14 protein-coding genes and 1 pseudogene are annotated in these 15471 nt (G+C 71.3%); 9 read left to right on the top strand and 6 right to left on the bottom strand.

The window, feature by feature from the left end:
• Positions 1–82 precede the first annotated feature (82 nt).
• The 5 genes from ACH4DZ_RS12125 to ACH4DZ_RS12105 all read left to right on the top strand — a co-directional run bounded on the left by ACH4DZ_RS12125 (position 83) and on the right by ACH4DZ_RS12105 (position 4786).
• Positions 83–589 carry a dual specificity protein phosphatase family protein gene (locus ACH4DZ_RS12125; RefSeq protein ID WP_398286937.1) on the top strand — a complete coding sequence of 169 codons (507 nt, stop codon included), beginning with the start codon at positions 83–85 and terminating at the stop codon, positions 587–589.
• 342 nt (positions 590–931) lie between these two features.
• Positions 932–1306, top strand: a complete 375-nt coding sequence (locus ACH4DZ_RS12120) for an SH3 domain-containing protein (RefSeq protein ID WP_398286936.1) — start codon at positions 932–934, stop codon at positions 1304–1306.
• A gap of 92 nt (positions 1307–1398) precedes the next feature.
• The gene (locus tag ACH4DZ_RS12115; RefSeq protein ID WP_398286935.1) at positions 1399–2772 is read left to right on the top strand and encodes an FtsW/RodA/SpoVE family cell cycle protein; all 1374 of its coding nucleotides are present in this window, start codon (positions 1399–1401) and stop codon (positions 2770–2772) included.
• A gap of 17 nt (positions 2773–2789) precedes the next feature.
• Complete coding sequence (locus ACH4DZ_RS12110; RefSeq protein WP_398287082.1) at positions 2790–4247, top strand: penicillin-binding transpeptidase domain-containing protein; 1458 nt, start codon at positions 2790–2792, stop codon at positions 4245–4247.
• Positions 4248–4291: 44 nt separating this feature from the next.
• On the top strand, positions 4292–4786 hold the full coding sequence (locus ACH4DZ_RS12105) for a DUF3291 domain-containing protein (protein ID WP_398286934.1): 495 nt from the start codon (positions 4292–4294) through the stop codon (positions 4784–4786).
• A 30-nt stretch (positions 4787–4816) separates the two neighbouring features.
• On the opposite strand, the gene ACH4DZ_RS12100 is transcribed toward ACH4DZ_RS12105, so the two are convergent.
• A complete protein-coding gene (locus tag ACH4DZ_RS12100; RefSeq protein WP_398286932.1) occupies positions 4817–5926 on the bottom strand; it encodes a ferritin-like domain-containing protein in 1110 nt (369 codons plus the stop codon).
• A 169-nt stretch (positions 5927–6095) separates the two neighbouring features.
• On the opposite strand from ACH4DZ_RS12100, the pseudogene ACH4DZ_RS12095 reads away from it, so the two are divergent.
• The 4 genes and pseudogenes from ACH4DZ_RS12095 to ACH4DZ_RS12080 all read left to right on the top strand — a co-directional run bounded on the left by ACH4DZ_RS12095 (position 6096) and on the right by ACH4DZ_RS12080 (position 9592).
• Positions 6096–7064 (top strand): annotated as a pseudogene (locus ACH4DZ_RS12095) (diiron oxygenase).
• Between the two features lie 204 nt (positions 7065–7268).
• Positions 7269–7994, top strand: a complete 726-nt coding sequence (locus ACH4DZ_RS12090; protein WP_398286931.1) for a TetR/AcrR family transcriptional regulator — start codon at positions 7269–7271, stop codon at positions 7992–7994.
• Positions 7995–8004: 10 nt separating this feature from the next.
• On the top strand, positions 8005–8328 hold the full coding sequence (locus ACH4DZ_RS12085) for a hypothetical protein (protein WP_398286930.1): 324 nt from the start codon (positions 8005–8007) through the stop codon (positions 8326–8328).
• A 106-nt stretch (positions 8329–8434) separates the two neighbouring features.
• Complete coding sequence (locus tag ACH4DZ_RS12080; RefSeq protein ID WP_398286928.1) at positions 8435–9592, top strand: NlpC/P60 family protein; 1158 nt, start codon at positions 8435–8437, stop codon at positions 9590–9592.
• Positions 9593–9661: 69 nt separating this feature from the next.
• Here the strand turns inward: ACH4DZ_RS12080 and ACH4DZ_RS12075 are convergent, their stop codons facing one another.
• From ACH4DZ_RS12075 to ACH4DZ_RS12055, 5 genes are all read right to left on the bottom strand, one after another.
• Positions 9662–10915: a styrene monooxygenase/indole monooxygenase family protein gene (locus ACH4DZ_RS12075; protein ID WP_398286926.1), complete on the bottom strand. Its 1254-nt coding sequence runs from the start codon at positions 10913–10915 to the stop codon at positions 9662–9664.
• A gap of 64 nt (positions 10916–10979) precedes the next feature.
• Positions 10980–11642 carry a GTP-binding protein gene (locus tag ACH4DZ_RS12070; RefSeq protein WP_398286924.1) on the bottom strand — a complete coding sequence of 221 codons (663 nt, stop codon included), beginning with the start codon at positions 11640–11642 and terminating at the stop codon, positions 10980–10982.
• Entirely contained in the window at positions 11623–12045 is a 423-nt protein-coding gene (locus ACH4DZ_RS12065) for a DUF742 domain-containing protein (protein ID WP_398286923.1), read from the bottom strand. The genes ACH4DZ_RS12070 and ACH4DZ_RS12065 overlap by 20 nt, the downstream gene beginning before the upstream one ends.
• Positions 12042–12542, bottom strand: a complete 501-nt coding sequence (locus tag ACH4DZ_RS12060) for a roadblock/LC7 domain-containing protein (protein ID WP_398286921.1) — start codon at positions 12540–12542, stop codon at positions 12042–12044. Before ACH4DZ_RS12060 ends, ACH4DZ_RS12065 begins: the two co-directional genes overlap by 4 nt.
• Positions 12539–15469, bottom strand: a complete 2931-nt coding sequence (locus tag ACH4DZ_RS12055) for a nitrate- and nitrite sensing domain-containing protein (RefSeq protein WP_398286919.1) — start codon at positions 15467–15469, stop codon at positions 12539–12541. The genes ACH4DZ_RS12060 and ACH4DZ_RS12055 overlap by 4 nt, the downstream gene beginning before the upstream one ends.
• Positions 15470–15471 lie beyond the last annotated feature (2 nt).

Below are 15471 nucleotides of genomic sequence, written 5' to 3'. Positions count from 1 at the left end.
CCTCTCGACCATGGGAACAGGCGGGGTGCTCCAGGGGCAAGAAGGCGGTTACCTTTGGCAGTAGTTGGAGGGGGAGGCGCCGTTGCGGGCTCGCAGAAGGCAACCCGACGTACCGGTCCCGGACAGCCCGTGGAGCGAGATAGTGCCCGGTCTGTGGATGGGCGGGCACGAGTACACGGGCCGGTCGGGAGAACCGGAGTTCGCCGTCGTACACGACGAGTTCGACCTGGTGCTGACCCTGCTGCGACTACCCGGCCACGGCCCCGAGCCGGGCGTGGAGCACCATGTGTGGCCCATCCCCGACGGGCCACTGGACGGCACCCAGCTGGCCGGCGTGATACGGCTCGCCCGGACCGCGGCCGAGGCGCTGGACGAGGGCAGGAGCGTGCTGGTCCGCTGCTACCACGGCTACAACCGCTCGGGCCTCGTCGTCGCCCACGCCCTGGTCCTCGCGGGCCACACGGCCGACGAGGCGATCCGGCTGATCCGCTCCCGGCGCTCGCCTTGGGCCCTGCACAACGAGCGCTTCGTGGAGTATCTGCGGACCGGGCTGGCGACGGCTCGGCTCCTGGAGGAGCTGGCCGAGTAGCCCTCCGGCCGTGCCGACCCGGAGTGTTTGCCGGCGCGGCGCGGCGCGGTGGAGTCGCGTGTCGGCACGGTCCCGCGTCCCTCAAGACAAAAGATTGCGCCGTTCCCCGCGCCCCTAAAAGGCTGCGCCCCCCCAAGGCGAAAGACTGCGCCGTTCCCCGCGCCCCTGAGGGCTGCGCCCCCCAAAGACAAAGGACTGCGCCGTTCCCCGCGCCCCTGAGGGCTGCGGCCCCGAGAGCAAGCGTTGCGGTGCCCCGATGGCTCAGTGTGGCGGGCGGTTGTGGGAGGGGGATTCTAATGTGGCGGTTAGTCAGCCTTGGTCCCCATTTCGGAGGAGCCCGCCATGTCTCTGCGTACCGCTTTCATCCGTCTCGGCATAGCCGCCGCCGGCGGCGCTCTCGCCGTCGGGGCCGCCACGAGCCCCGCCCTCGCCGGTGACGACTGGGGCGACCACGACAGCAGCCACGACAGCAGCCACCCCAGGTACTACAAGGGCCGCATCAGCGCGCCCGGCGGGCTGAACCTGCGGGACAAGCCGACCCGCAGCAGTTCCGTCATCGGCTTCGCGGAGTACGGCGAGGTCGTCTCCATCTTCTGCAAGACCCCCGGCCAGAGCGTCCAGGGCAATCCCCTGTGGTACCTCCTCGCGGACGGCACCTGGGCCTGGGGAGCCGCCCGCTACATCGACAACATCGGCGCCTCGCCCCGCTGGTGCTGAGCGCTTCCCGAGCGCCTTCCGAGGCGCACCGGAACAGCCCACTTGTCGCTGTATAACAGGACATCGGGCGACCAGCTTGCTAACTTCCGGACATGCTCTCGCCCGGAACGACAGCGCAGGCGGACCCGCCGGCTCCCGCTGTACGCCTCCCCCGGCGCCGTGGCATCGAGTTCACCCTCCTCGTCATGGCCGTCCTGCTCTCCGTGTACGGCTACTGCGCTGTCGGGCTCGCCAGGACCGGATCCGTCCCGCCCGGCGCCGCCGGATACGGCGCCGGGCTGGGCGTGCTCGCGCTCCTCGCGCATCTCGCGGTGCGCCTGCGCGCCCCCTGCGCCGACCCGCTGCTGCTGCCGATCGCGGTCCTGCTCAACGGCCTGGGCCTGGTCCTGATCTACCGGCTCGACCTGGAGACCCCGGCCGACCGGGCGGCACCCACGCAACTCGTCTGGTCGACACTTGGCGTCGGCCTGTTCATCGCGGTGGTGGTGCTCCTGCGCGACCACCGGGTGCTCCAGCGCTACACGTACGTGTCCGTCGTCACCGCGCTGGCCCTCCTCGTCCTGCCGATCTTCTTCCCCTCGGTGAACGGCGCCCGGATCTGGATCAGGATCGCCGGGTTCTCCATCCAGCCGGGCGAGTTCGCGAAGGTCATGCTCGCGCTGTTCTTCGCCGGCTACCTCGCAGCCAACCGCAACGCCCTCGCGTACACCGGCCGGCGGATCCGGCTGCTCCAGCTGCCCACCGGGCGCGTACTCGGCCCGATCGTCGCGGTCTGGCTGCTGAGCGTGGGCGTACTGGTCCTCGAACGCGACCTCGGCACCTCGCTGCTCTTCTTCGGCCTCTTCGTGGTCCTGCTGTACGTGGCCACGGGCCGCACCGGCTGGATCGCGGTGGGCCTGCTGCTGGCGGCGTGCGGAGCCTTCGCCGTCGGCTGGCTGGAGCCGCACGTGCACAGCCGCGTGGAGGACTGGCTGCACCCCTTCGCCTCGATCGAGGCGGGCCGGGGCCCGAACCAACTCGCCCAGTCCCTCTTCGCGTTCGCCGCCGGCGGGTTCCTCGGCACGGGCCTCGGCGCCGGCCACTCGATCCTCATCGGCTTCGCCGTCAAGTCGGACTTCATCCTGGCCACGGCGGGCGAGGAACTGGGCCTGGCCGGCCTCTCCGCGATCTTCATCCTGTACGGGCTGCTGGTCGAGCGCGGCATCCGGGCGGGCCTCGCCCTGCGCGACCCCTTCGGCCGGCTGCTCGCGGTCGGGCTCGCCTCGATCGTGGCGCTCCAGGTCTTCGTGATCGCCGGCGGGGTGACGGGACTGATCCCGCTGACCGGGATGGCCATGCCGTTTCTCGCGCAGGGCGGTTCGTCGGTCGTCACCAACTGGATCATCGTGGCCCTGCTGATGCGCCTCAGCGACTCGGCACGCGGCCGGTCCGAGGAGAAGCAGCAGGGCGGGGAGGTCGCGCCGTGACGGGCAACGGACGGCCCATGACCCGCTACATCCGGCACGCCGCCGCCTTCTGCGCGCTCCTGCTGCTGGCCCTCCTCGTCAACGCCACCCGGGTACAGCTCGTCCAGGCCCGCGCGTACGACGAGAATCCGGCCAACCGCCGCCACACGATCGCCCGCTACGGGCAGCCGCGCGGCGACATCCTCGTCGGCGGGCGCGCGGTCACCGGCTCCCGGGACTCCGGTCAGCAGTTCCGCTACGAACGGACCTACAAGAACGGCCCGTTGTACGCCCCCGTCACCGGCTTCGCCTCCCAGGTGTACGGGACGTCCCTGCTGGAGGGCGCCGCGGACGGCGTTCTGGCGGGCACCGACCCGGCGCTCTCGCTGCTCCCGCTCTGGAACGACCTCGCACGGGCCCGTAACCCCGGCGGTCACGTGGTCACGACCCTCGACGCGGCAGCGCAGCAAGCGGCGTACGCCGGGCTCGGTGCGCGGCGGGGCGCGGTGGCCGCGCTCGAACCGTCCACCGGCCGGATCCTGGCCCTGGTCTCCACCCCCTCCTACGACCCCGGGGAACTCTCCGGGACGGACTCCGGCGTGGCCGGGGCATGGGCGCGGCTGAACGGCGCGGCGGACAAGCCGATGCTCAACCGGGCGATCCGGCAGACGTATCCGCCGGGTTCGACCTTCAAGGTGGTCACCGCGGCGGCGGCGCTCGACTCGGGCGTGGTGCGTGATCCGGACGCGCCCACCGACTCCCCGGACCCGTACCGGCTGCCGGGCAGTTCGGCGCGGCTGACGAACGAGGTCGAGGGCTGCGCGGACGCGTCGCTGCGGTACGCCTTCCAGTGGTCGTGCAACACGGTCTTCGCCGGGCTGGGTGTGCGGGTGGGCCGGGACGCGATGCGGACGACGGCGGCCGGCTTCGGCTTCAACGACCGCAGGCTCGGCATTCCCTTCCGGGTCTCCCCCAGCACCTTCGACACCCGGGTGGACACCGCGCAGCTCGCACTCTCCTCCATCGGCCAGTACAACACCCGTGCCACGCCCCTGCAGATGGCGATGGTCGCCGCGGCCGTCGCCGACCACGGTTCGGTGCGTACGCCGCATCTGGTGGAACGGACGACCACGGACGACGGCGACCTGGTGGCCGCGTCCGGGCAGCACACCCCGCGCCGGGCCATGAGTCCCGCCACGGCCGTACGACTGCGCGAGCTGATGACGGACGTGGTGGAGAAGGGCACCGGCACGAACGCGGCGATCCCCGGCGCCACGGTCGGCGGCAAGTCCGGCACGGCCCAGCACGGCATCCACAACTCCGGTACGCCGTACGCCTGGTTCATCTCCTGGGCGCAGGCCGACGACTCCGTGGAACCGGCGGTGGCCGTCGCCGTCGTCGTCGAGGACGCGGCGGCCGACCGGGGTGACATCAGCGGCGGCGGGGACGCCGCGCCGATCGCCCGGGCGGTGATGGAGGCCGTGCTCGACCGGTGAGACGGGGGTGGTGTCACCGTGGTGGCCCGACCTAACGTTCGGTCATGACTCAGCCGGCAGCCGCGTACGAACTCGCCCAGGTGAACATCTCACGACTTCAAGCCCCTCTGGACTCACCGCAGTTGAGGGACTTCGTCGACGCCCTCGACCCGGTGAACGCGGTCGCCGACGCCGCCGACGGATTCGTCTGGCGGCTGCAGAGCGGCGAGGGCAACGCGACGGACGTGTCCGTCTTCGGCGACGACTGGCTGATCATCAATCTGACCGTGTGGCGGGACACCGACGCCCTCACCGCCTTCATGTACCAGGGGCGGCACCGCGAGCTTCTCGCCCGGCGAAACGAATGGTTCGAGCGGATCCGGGAGGCGATGACGGCCCTGTGGTGGGTGCCGGCCGGGCATCGGCCGACGGTGGCCGAGGCGGAGGAGCGCCTGCTGCATCTACGGGCGCACGGGGCCACGGCGTACGCGTTCACCCTGCGGACGCCGTTCCCGCCCGGGCAGGCCCGGCCCCTCCTTGAGCCCCAGGGTGCTTCCTGAGCGCCAAAGGGCTTGGGTGCTTCCTGAAAGCTAGGGGGCTTCCTCCCCCGCCCGGATCGCGTCGCCCACCTCCGTCACCCGCGCTTGCTCCTCCGCCGCGAAGCGGTCCGCGTCGAGCTTCTCGGCGAGTTCCTCGTCCTGGGACATCAGGAGGTCGAGGTTGGAGTTGCCCATGTCGAAGACGCCCATGTCGACGTAGGCCTGCTGGAGGCGTTTGCCCCACAGGCCGATGTCCCGGACGCAGGGCACGATGCGGGAGAACAGCAGTTGCCGGAAGAGGGCCAGGAACTCCGACTGCTCGGTGTACTCCTCGGCCTCCGCCCTGGGAACGCCGAAGTTCTCCAGGACCTCCGTACCGCGCAGGCGGTCCCGCATCAGGTAGCAGCCCTCAATGACGAACTCCTCGCGTTCGCGCAGTTCGGCGTCGGAGAGCTGCTGGTAGTAGTCGCGCAGCGCCATCCGGCCGAAGGCCACGTGGCGGGCCTCGTCCTGCATGACGTACGCCAGTATCTGCTTGGGCAGCGGCTTCTCGGTGGTGTCCCTGATCAGGCCGAACGCGGCCAGGGCGAGCCCTTCGATGAGGACCTGCATCCCGAGGTACGGCATGTCCCAGCGGGAGTCGCGCAGGGTGTCGCCGAGCAGCGACTGGAGGTTGTCGTCGATCGGGTAGACCATCCCGACCTTCTCGTGGAGGAAGCGGGCGTAGATCTCCGCGTGCCGTGCCTCGTCCATCGTCTGGGTCGCCGAGTAGAACTTGGCGTCCAGGTCGGGCACGGACTCGACGATGCGGGCCGCGCAGACCATGGCGCCCTGTTCGCCGTGCAGGAACTGGCTGAACTGCCATGAGGCGACGTGCTTGCGGAGTTCACCCCTGTCGCGGTCGTTCATCTTCTCCCAGTACGGCGTGCCGTAGATGGAGATCGACTCGTCGGGGGTGCCGATGGGGTCGTGCGGGTCGACTTCCAGGTCCCAGTCGATCCGCTTCTGCCCGTCCCACTGCTTGTCCTTGCCCTTCTGGTAGAGGGCCAGCAGTCGGTCGCGCCCTTCGTCGTACTCCCAGCTGAACCGTGCCGCGCCGGTCGCGGGCACCTGCCAGAGGGGAGCTCCGGGGTCCTTGGCGTACAGGTCGTAGGTCGGCATGTCTCGCAGGCTCACACGTGGTAGACGACGGGTCAACAAGTTGCGCAGGGGGGATTGACGGGCTTACTGACAAGCAGTCTCATAAGACGTGACCCCCGGTAACACAGATGACTTCCGGTACGCCCGGACACCACGAGGCACGACGACGTACGGCGAGGTGGGCACAGCCATGACGACCGTGACGGGCAGGACGACCGTGACGACCGCGACGACGGAGGACAGTGCGGTCGCGGGTCCGCGCGACGCGCTCGGCCTGCTCAAGGACCGGGAACAGGTGGCCGAGCGGCTGCTCGAATCCTCCGCGAAGCACTCCTTCGACCCGGACAAGGAGCTGGACTGGGACGCGCCGTTCGAGGACGGCAAGTGGTTCTGGCCGCCGGAGCTGGTGTCGCTCTACGGCACCCCGATGTGGAAGCGGATGAGCGAGGAGCAGCGGATCCTGCTCTCCCGGCACGAGGCCGCGGCACTGGCCTCGCTGGGGATCTGGTTCGAGATCATCCTCATGCAGCTGCTGGTGCGGCACATCTACGACAAGGCGGCGACGAGCGCGCACGTGCGGTACGCGCTGACCGAGATCGAGGACGAGTGCCGTCACTCGAAGATGTTCGCGCGGCTGATCAGCCGGGGCGGGACACCGCACTACCCGGTGAGCCGGGCGCACCAGAACCTGGGCCGGCTCTTCAAGACGGTGTCCACGACCCCCGGTTCGTTCACGGCCACGCTGCTGGGCGAGGAGGTGCTCGACTGGATGCAGCGGCTGACGTTCCCGGACGAGCGGGTGCAGACGCTGGTGCGCGGGGTGACGCGGATCCACGTCGTGGAGGAGGCGCGTCACGTCCGGTACGCCCGTGAGGAACTGCGCCGCCAGATGATGACCGCGCCGCGCTGGTCGCAGGAGTTCACCCGGATCACCTCGGGCGAGTTCGCCCGCGTCTTCTCGGTCGCCTTCGTCAACCCGTAGGTCTACACGAACATCGGCCTCGACAGGCGGGCGGCCGTCGCCCAGGTGAAGGCGAGCGGCCACCGCCGGGAGATCATGCAGACGGGTTCGAAACGCCTCACGGACTTCCTGGACGACATAGGCGTCCTACGAGGCCCGGGCCGCCGCCTGTGGAAGTCCTCGGGCTTGCTGGCCTGAACGACTCGGCCCCGGCGCGGGCTGAAAGGCAGGGGCGCAGCCCCGCTTTTCAGGGGCGCGGGGTGAAAGGCAGGGGCGCAGCCCCGCTTTTCAGGGGCGCGGGGAACTGCGCGACAAGCCCCCACCGAACCCGCACCCACCCCCGAACCCCCACCCACCTCCCACCCCACTCCGCACCCGCGGGAACGGACTACGCTGCGAGACATGACCTCGCAGGCCCCCACCCGCGCATACCGACGCCTCAGCGTCGAGGAACGACGCAGTCAGCTCCTCGACGCCGCGCTGTCACTGTTCGCGGTACGGGCCCCGGAGGACATCTCCCTGGACGACGTGGCGGAGGCGGCGGGCGTCTCCCGACCGCTGGTCTACCGCTACTTCCCCGGCGGCAAGCAGCAGTTGTACGAGGCCGCCCTCCGCTCCGCCGCCGAGGAGCTGGAGCACTGCTTCGCCGAGCCGCCCGACGGACCCCTCACCCGCCGCCTCTCCAACGCCCTGGACCGCTACCTCGCCTTCGTGGCCCAGCACGACGCCGGTTTCAGCGCCCTGCTGCAGGGCGGCAGCGTGGTCGAGACGTCGAGGACGACGGCCATCGTGGACGGCGTACGACGGGCCGCCGCCGAGCACATCCTCAGTCATCTGGCCGTCGAGGAGCCCGGCAACCGGCTGCGGATGACCGTCCGGATGTGGATCACGGCCGTCGAGGCGGCCTCGCTGATCTGGCTGGACGAGGAGAAGGAACCCCCGCTGGACGAGCTGCGCGACTGGCTCGTCGAGCAGTTCGTGGCGTGCCTGGTGGCGACGGCCGCCCGCGACGAGCAGACCGCCGCGGTCGTACGGGCCGCGCTGGCGCTGGAGTCCGCGGACGGACCGATGGGCTCGCTGGCCCGCCGGGTGCTGCCCGTGGTGGGCGACGCGGCGCACCTGCTGTGACACTGGCCAGGTGAAGAGCGAAGACACCCCCTTCGAGGGCGGCCCCCTGGACGGCCGCGTGCTGCCCGTCCTGCTCGGCCCGACCGGCCACCCTCCGAAGGTGTACCGCGTCCCGGTGCCGGCCGGTGACGGCGGCCCGCCCACCCTCCTGGTCTACCGCCGTGTAGAGGCGGGCGCGAGCAGCCGCCTCGGCCTGCACCAGGGATGGAAGTACGCGTACGACCCCACGGGCCGCGCCGGCAAACTCAAGTGGCCGTGGTCGAAGCCGGACCCCACGCCGGACAGCACGCCGGACGCCACGCCGGACGGCAAGCCGAGAGACACCCACGAGTGACTTCGTTGGGCCGGTCCGCCCACGGTCGGCGCGCGCGGCTCGCGCGGACGTCTGATGCTCACGGTGCGGAGGAGCGGAGATACCGCCCCGCACCGGAGGTGACGACGTGTCAGGGAGACTTCTGCGACTGGTCTGCACGGCGGCGATCGCGGCCGGCGCGGTGCTGGTGCCCGCACCCGCACCGGCCTCGGCGGCGCCCGACCCCGACGAGAGCCACTCCCCCGCGTCCGGGCGTCCCGCGGCCGACCGCCCCGTGGCCGAGCTGCTGACGGACCTTCAGCGGCTCTACCGGGAGGCCGAGAAGGCCACCGAGGCGTACAACGCGACCGAGGAGCGGCTGAAGCGGCAGCGGGCCGAGGTCGCGAAGCTCAACGGCCGGCTCGCCGCGGCCCGCCGCGCGCTCCACGGCAGCCGCGGCGCGGCGGGACGGCTCGCCCGGCAGCAGTACCAGGGCACGAGCGAGATCTCCTCCTACGTACGGCTGCTGCTCGCCCGTGACCCGCAGCACGCGCTCGACCAGGGCCACGTCATCCGGCAGGTCTCGCAGGAACGGGCCGGGACGATGGAGCGGCTGGCGGGGGACGAACAGCGGACCGGCGAGCTGGCACGCCGGGCCCGGACCGCCCTCGACGGCCGGCTCGCCCTCGCCGAGAAGCAGGGGAAGGACCGCGACCTCGTACGCGAACGGCTGAAGGAGGTCGAGGAGCTGCTGGCCTCGCTCACCGAGGAGCAGCTCGCGCGGGTGGCCGAGCTGGAGAGGTCCGGGGTGGCGAAGGCCCAGGACGAGCTGGTGGCGTCGGGCGCGCTCAGCAGCACGCGCCGGCCCACCCCGGAAGGGGGTGAGGCACTGCGTTACGCCGTGGCCCAGATCGGCAAGCCGTACGAGTGGGGCGCCGAGGGCCCGGACTCGTACGACTGCTCGGGCCTCACCTCACAGGCCTGGGCCGGCGCGGGCCGCCCCATCCCCCGCACCAGCCAGGAACAGTGGGCCGAACTCCCCCGCGTCCCCCTGCCCGACCTGCGCCCCGGCGACCTGGTGGTCTACTTCCCCGAAGCCACCCATGTGGCGATGTACCTGGGCGACGGCCTGGTCGTACAGGCGCCGAGGCCGGGGGCGAGGATCAAGGTGTCCCCGATCGCGGCGAACCCGGTCCTGGGCGCGGTCCGCCCCGACCCGTCCGGGAAGCCCCTGCGGCAGTACACACCGCCGAAGCTCCCCGAGAACGCGACGGACGGCTCGGACGAGGGCTACGACACGTACTAGGACGCCTGCTTGCATGGGCGCGGGGAACTGCGCGACCGGCCACGACGGCGCAGAAGGCGGAAGCGGCCCTCAGCCACCCGCCACGGAGGCCAGGTACGCCCCCGTCTTCTCGGGCTCGTAGAAGAAGTTCTCGAAGTCCGACGGGTCGTTGAAGCCGTTGGCGAAGCGGTCGGCGACCGGCGGCAGCTGGCCCGCCGCGCCGATCAGGTTCAGGACGTGCTCCGGCGGCGGGCCGAGCATGGCGTTCGTCCACTTCGTGACGTGCTGGGCCGTGTCCCAGTAGCGCTCGAAGGTGGCGCGCATCCACGCCTCGTCGAACTCCTTCTCCCCGTGGCCGAGGATCGAGTCGAGGTACGAGGCGGCGCACTTGGAGGCCGAGTTGGAGCCCTGGCCGGTGATCGGGTCGTTCGCCACGACGACGTCCGCGACGCCGAGGACGAGGCCGCCACCGGGCAGCCGGCCGACCGGATTGCGGACGGTCGGCGCGTAGCGTCCGGCCAGCGTGCCGCCCGCGTCGGTGAGTTCGACCTTGGTGGCCCTGGCGTACTCCCACGGCGTGAACCGCTCCATGAGTTCCAGGGTCAGGGAGAGGTGTTCGGCCGGGTCCTTGACGCCTTGGAAGACGTCCATCGGGCCGCCGGGTATGCCCTCCAGGAAGAGGATGTCCGCCCGGCCGGAGGTGGTGAACGTGGGCATGACGAACAGTTCACCGACGCCCGGTACGAGGTTGCAGCGGACCGCGTCGAACTCCGGGTGCTCGGGGCGCGGCCCCAGACCGTGGACGTACGCGACGGCCAGCGCGCGCTGCGGCTCCGCGTACGGCGAGCGGGAGGCGTCGCGGCCGAACATCGACACCAGCTCGCCCTTGCCCGCCGAGACGAGGACCAGGTCGTACGTACGGGCGAAGTAGTCGAGGTCGGAGACCGCGGCGCCGTGGATGACGAGCTGGCCGCCGCGCTGCGCGAACGTCTCCATCCAGCCGGCCATCTTCACGCGCTGGTCGACCGACTGCGCGTACCCGTCGAGCTTGCCCACCCAGTCGATGGCGCGCTGCGAGGGTCCCGGGTCGAAGGAGCCGGGGGCCGCGACCGAGACGCCGAGTCCTTCGATCTTCGGGGCCTGGGACTCCCAGAAGTTCAGCTGGAGGTCGCGCTCGTTCTGCAGTGCCGTGTGGAACATGCACTGGGTGGACATGACGCGCCCGGTACGGATCTCGTCCGCCGTCCGGTTGGACATCAGGGTGACCTCGTACCCGTTCGACTGGAGGCCGAGGGCGAGCTGGAGCCCGGACTGGCCGGCTCCGACGACGAGTATCTTCCGCATGCTGGTCCTCACTCTGCACTCTGCGTACGCGTACGCCTTGTTCGGGGCTGACGTCCCGTTCGGGCTATTCGGGGCTGACGTCGAGCGCGTGCCCCACCAGCGCCAGCAGTGCCTCGATCACCGAGATCCTGCGGCGCGCGTCCATGATCATGACAGGTATGTGCCGGGGGATCGTGAGCGCCTCCCGCACGTCGTCGGGGTCGAACCGCTCGCTGCCGTCGAAGTGGTTGACGGCGACGACGTACGGCAGCCCGCAGCTCTCGAAGTAGTCGAGTGCCGGCCAGCAGTCCTTGAGACGGCGGGTGTCGGCGAGGACCACGGCGCCTATCGCCCCGCGCACCAGGTCGTCCCACATGAACCAGAACCGCTGCTGCCCGGGCGTACCGAACAGGTACAGCACCAGGTCGTCGTCGAGCGTGATGCGGCCGAAGTCCATGGCCACGGTCGTGGTGGTCTTCTCCGGCGTCGAGCTGAGGTCGTCGGTGCCCTCGCTCGCCTGTGTCATCAACGCCTCCGTCTGGAGAGGCGTGATCTCGGAGACGGCGGTGACGAGGGTGGTCTTGCCCACCCCGAAGCCACCCGCCACCACGATCTTCGTGGCGATCGGCGCGCGGGTCCGATCCTTCTGCCAGGCCTTCAACTCCTCGTCGGGCTCCACGACTTCGGGGAGGCCGGACGATCGGGAGACATCCGAGACGCGGGAGACGTCAGAGACGACGGAGTCCACTCAGCACCCTTTCCAGCAGAGCGCGGTCCGGCTGTCCCGGGCCGTGACCTGTTCCGTACACACGGATCTTGCCCTGGTCCGCCAGGTCGCTGAGGAGCACCCGGACCACACCGAGCGGCATCTTCAGAAGGGCCGCGACCTCGGCCACCGTACGCATCCGGCGGCAGAGTTCGACGATGGCCCTCATCTCCGGCATCACCCGGGTGGAGAGTGAACCATTCTCCAGTTCACGCCGCTCATCCGGGGCCTCCAGCGCGGCCACGAACGTCTCGACGAGCAGCACGTGCCCGAAGCGCGTACGGCCGCCGGTGAGCGAGTAGGGGCGTACGCGGGCGGGTTTGCGTTCGCCGCCACCGCGGACCGGCAGCTTGGGCGTGCCGGAGGTGCCGGGCGTGCCGCTCACTTGGCCGTCTCCATCGTCGTGGCCGCGAGCGACTGGCGCAGCTCGCTGCGGAGTTCGGGAGTCAGGACGTGTCCCGCACGGCCCACGAAGAGCGCCATGTGGTACGCGACGACGCTCATGTCGCAGTCCGGGGCGCCGTGCACGCCGAGCAGCGAACCGTCGCTGATCGACATGACGAAGAGCCCGCCCTCCTCCATCGCGACCATCGTCTGCTTGACGGCGCCGCCGTCCATCAGTTTCGCGGCGCCGATGGCGAGGCTGCCGATGCCGGAGACGATGGTGGCCAGGTCCGCCGCGGACCCGCGGGGACCCGAGGGTCTCCCTTCGTCCTGCCGTGCCTGCGCGTTCCTCCCGGGGTCGGAGGAGAGGAGCAGCAGGCCGTCGGAGGAGACCACCGCGACCGACAGGAGGCCCGGCACCTCCTCGACGAGGTTCGTCAGCAGCCAGTGCAGGTTACGGGCTTCATGGCTCAGTCCGAAGGTACTCGGCGCGGTCAACTGCTTGCCTCCTCGACGGTGTCCCCCTTGGTTTCTACGGCATGTGCGGCGGGCGTCTGCAGCTCCGACGTCTGTTCGGTGATCTCCGCTTCGACATCGCGGCGGCCCTCACTGGCACCCCGGTGGAATCCGCCGAGACGGCGGCGCAGTGCCTCGGCGTCGACGGGCGTCTGGCGCGGGCCGGCGGCCGGCGCGGGCGCGGCGATCCTCGGGGTCCGCTTGGGCAGCCCCTTGTCGGTGGTCCGCTCCGACGACTCCTGCGACTCCTGGGTCCCCTGTGACGTCTGTACGTCGTCCGGGGCGCGCTCGTGGGCGTCGGGGCCGATCGCGTACGGGTCGCTGGTACGCCGGGTTTCGGCGCGGTGGTCCGTGGTGGCCTGGGCCGGGAGCCGGATCGCCGGGGCGTCCGACGGGGACGGGGCGCCGGGCTCGGCGGACTCGGTGGGCCCGGCGGGTTCGTCCGTCGGAGAGACGGGAGGCACGGGGGCCATGAGGACCATGGTGGTCTCGGGGCCGCCGGGCTGTTCCGGCTCCGGCTCCGGGACGGTCGGCCCGACGGGGGCCGCGGGCGGGGCGGTCGCCGCCGACTCGTTGGCGGCAGCCGGCTCGGGGGCGGCAGCCGTGCCCGCCCCGTCGGTCTCGCGCAGGGTGTCCTCCGCCGCCGCGATCAGCGGGTCGCGGCCCTGACGGCCGTACAGGACGTTGGAGTTGACCTCGGCGTCCGCTCCCGGCAGGGACATCGCGGAGGCGCCCCCGGGCGTGCGGGCGGTGGTCGCCTGGGGCACGGCCACGGCGGGCGCGGCGGCGAGCAGCGCCTTGGGCAGGACCACGACGGCCGTGATGCCACCCTGCTTCTGCTCGCGCAACTGCACGCGTACGCCGTGCCGGTGGGCGAGCCGGGCCACCACGTACAGGCCGAGCCCGAGGCCCTCGCCGCTCTCCTCGTCGTACGGGTCCTCGGCGTCGAAGGCCGCGAGGCGGGTGTTGAGCCGCTCCAGCCGCTCACCGGTCATGCCGATGCCCTCGTCCTGGACGGAGAGCATGACCTCGCCGCTCTCCAGGAGCCAGCCGGAGACCTCGACGGGGATGTCGGGCGGCGAGAAGGAGGAGGCGTTCTCCAGGAGTTCGGCCACCAGGTGGCTGATGTCGTCCGCCGCGAACCCGGCGAGGTGCGCGTGCGGCGGCAGCGCGGAGATACGGACGCGCTCGTACCGTTCGACCTCGCTGACGGCCGCGCGGACGACGTCGACCAGCGGGACGGGCCCGGGGTGCTGGTGGCCGTGCTCCGCGCCCGCGAGGACCAGCAGGTTCTCGCTGTGGCGGCGCATGACGGTGGCGAAGTGGTCGAGCTTGAAGAGGGTGGCGAGGCGCTCGGGGTCCTGCTCGCGCTCTTCGAGGCCCTCGATGACGCTCAGCTGCCGCTCGACCAGGCCCAGGGTGCGCAGGGCCAGGCTGACGAAGGTGCCGTGGATGTTCTGCCGGACCTGCTCCAGACGGGCGGTGGCCTCGGCGAGTTCGGTACGGAACCTGTCGCGTTCGTCGGCCATCTTCTGGCGCTGGCCGATGAGGTGCTTGCGGTCGCCCTCCAGCGTGCCCAGGCGTTCCTGGAACGCGAGGGCGTGCGTGTGGAGCGTGTTGACGGAGCGCACGACCTGGGCGAACTCGTCGTTGCGGCCGGTGAACTTGACCGGGTCGCCGGTGCCGGGCTCGGCTGCCAGACGTGCCGAACCGCGGCGCAGGACGGACAGCGGACGCGTGAGCGACCGGGCCATCCCGGTGGAGACGCCCACGGCGAGCAGCATCAGCGCGCCGAGGATCGCGACCCGGATCTCCAGCGCGGTGACGTCGTCGTCGCGCAGTTGGGCGAGCTCCTTGGCCCGCTGGGTGTTGAGGGACGCCTCGACACCGCGCATCAGCTCGACGCGCGAGGAGAGCGCCGCGTCCAGCTTCTTGGTGCTGGTGGCCAGTTCGTCGTCGGAGAGCGTGGGCTGGTCCGCCAGGCCCGCGAGGTACTTCTCGGCGGACGCGACATCCGGCCCGTTGACCGTGGAGTCGTACGAGGTGCGGTCCGCCTTGGGCGCGGTGCCGGCGAAGTCGGCCAGGGCGGCCTGCTCACGGACGTTGGCCTGCTGGGCCGCGGCGGTGAGCGCGTCGCGCTGCTTGGTCGCGGCGGCCGACGACGTGGTGGTCGTGGTGGGCAGGCCCGTGATGGGGTCGGTGGTGGTCTGCCTGCTGGTGGGCACGCTCAGCGCGGCGAGGAGCAGACCACGGGTCGAGGCGGCCTGCTGGACGGCGGTGTCGAGGTCGGCGAGGGCGTGCGCGCCGGAGCCCGCGCGGGGCGGAATCTTCTCGGCCAGGTCCTCGGCGAGCCCGTGGAGTTCGGTGAGGGCCGTCGAGTACGCCCGGTGGGCTTCGAGGGAGCTGCTCTCTCCGGTGAGCGCCGCCCTGCGGACGGCGGCGATCGCGTCGAGCGTCTTCAGGAAGGACGCGGGGGCGTCCGCCTCGACGGCGGCGACCCGCAGTTCGTCGACCTGACGGTCCACGCGGGCGCTGCGGCGCTCCGAGGGGCCTTCGCCCTTGGGGCGGCCGGCCGCGAGATACGAGGTGACCTCGTCGCGTTCGTCGGCCAGTGAGTGGGCGAGGGCCAGGGCGTCCTGGGTCCGCTCGGCCGACGTCACCAGGTTCTGGGAGTCGTTCAGCTGTCCGGAGGCGGCGATCACGGACGGAGCGCCCGCTCCCGCGATCGCGGCGGCCACGACGGCGACGGCGACGATCAGCCGACTGCGTACGTGAGCGGGTCGACCTCGTCCCGCGGGGTCCGGAGTGTCCTGCGGTGCCGGTGAGTTCGGGGTGTGCCCGGAGGCTCCGCCCGAGGCCGGCTGCCTGCCATTGCGCCGAGGCCGCATTTTCTGCACCGGTGCTCGCATTC

Source organism: Streptomyces sp. NPDC017991 (assembly GCF_044328075.1).
Lineage (GTDB): Bacteria > Actinomycetota > Actinomycetes > Streptomycetales > Streptomycetaceae > Streptomyces.
Note: the sequence above shows the minus strand (reverse complement) of the source record. Positions and strands in the feature narration are given on the sequence as shown.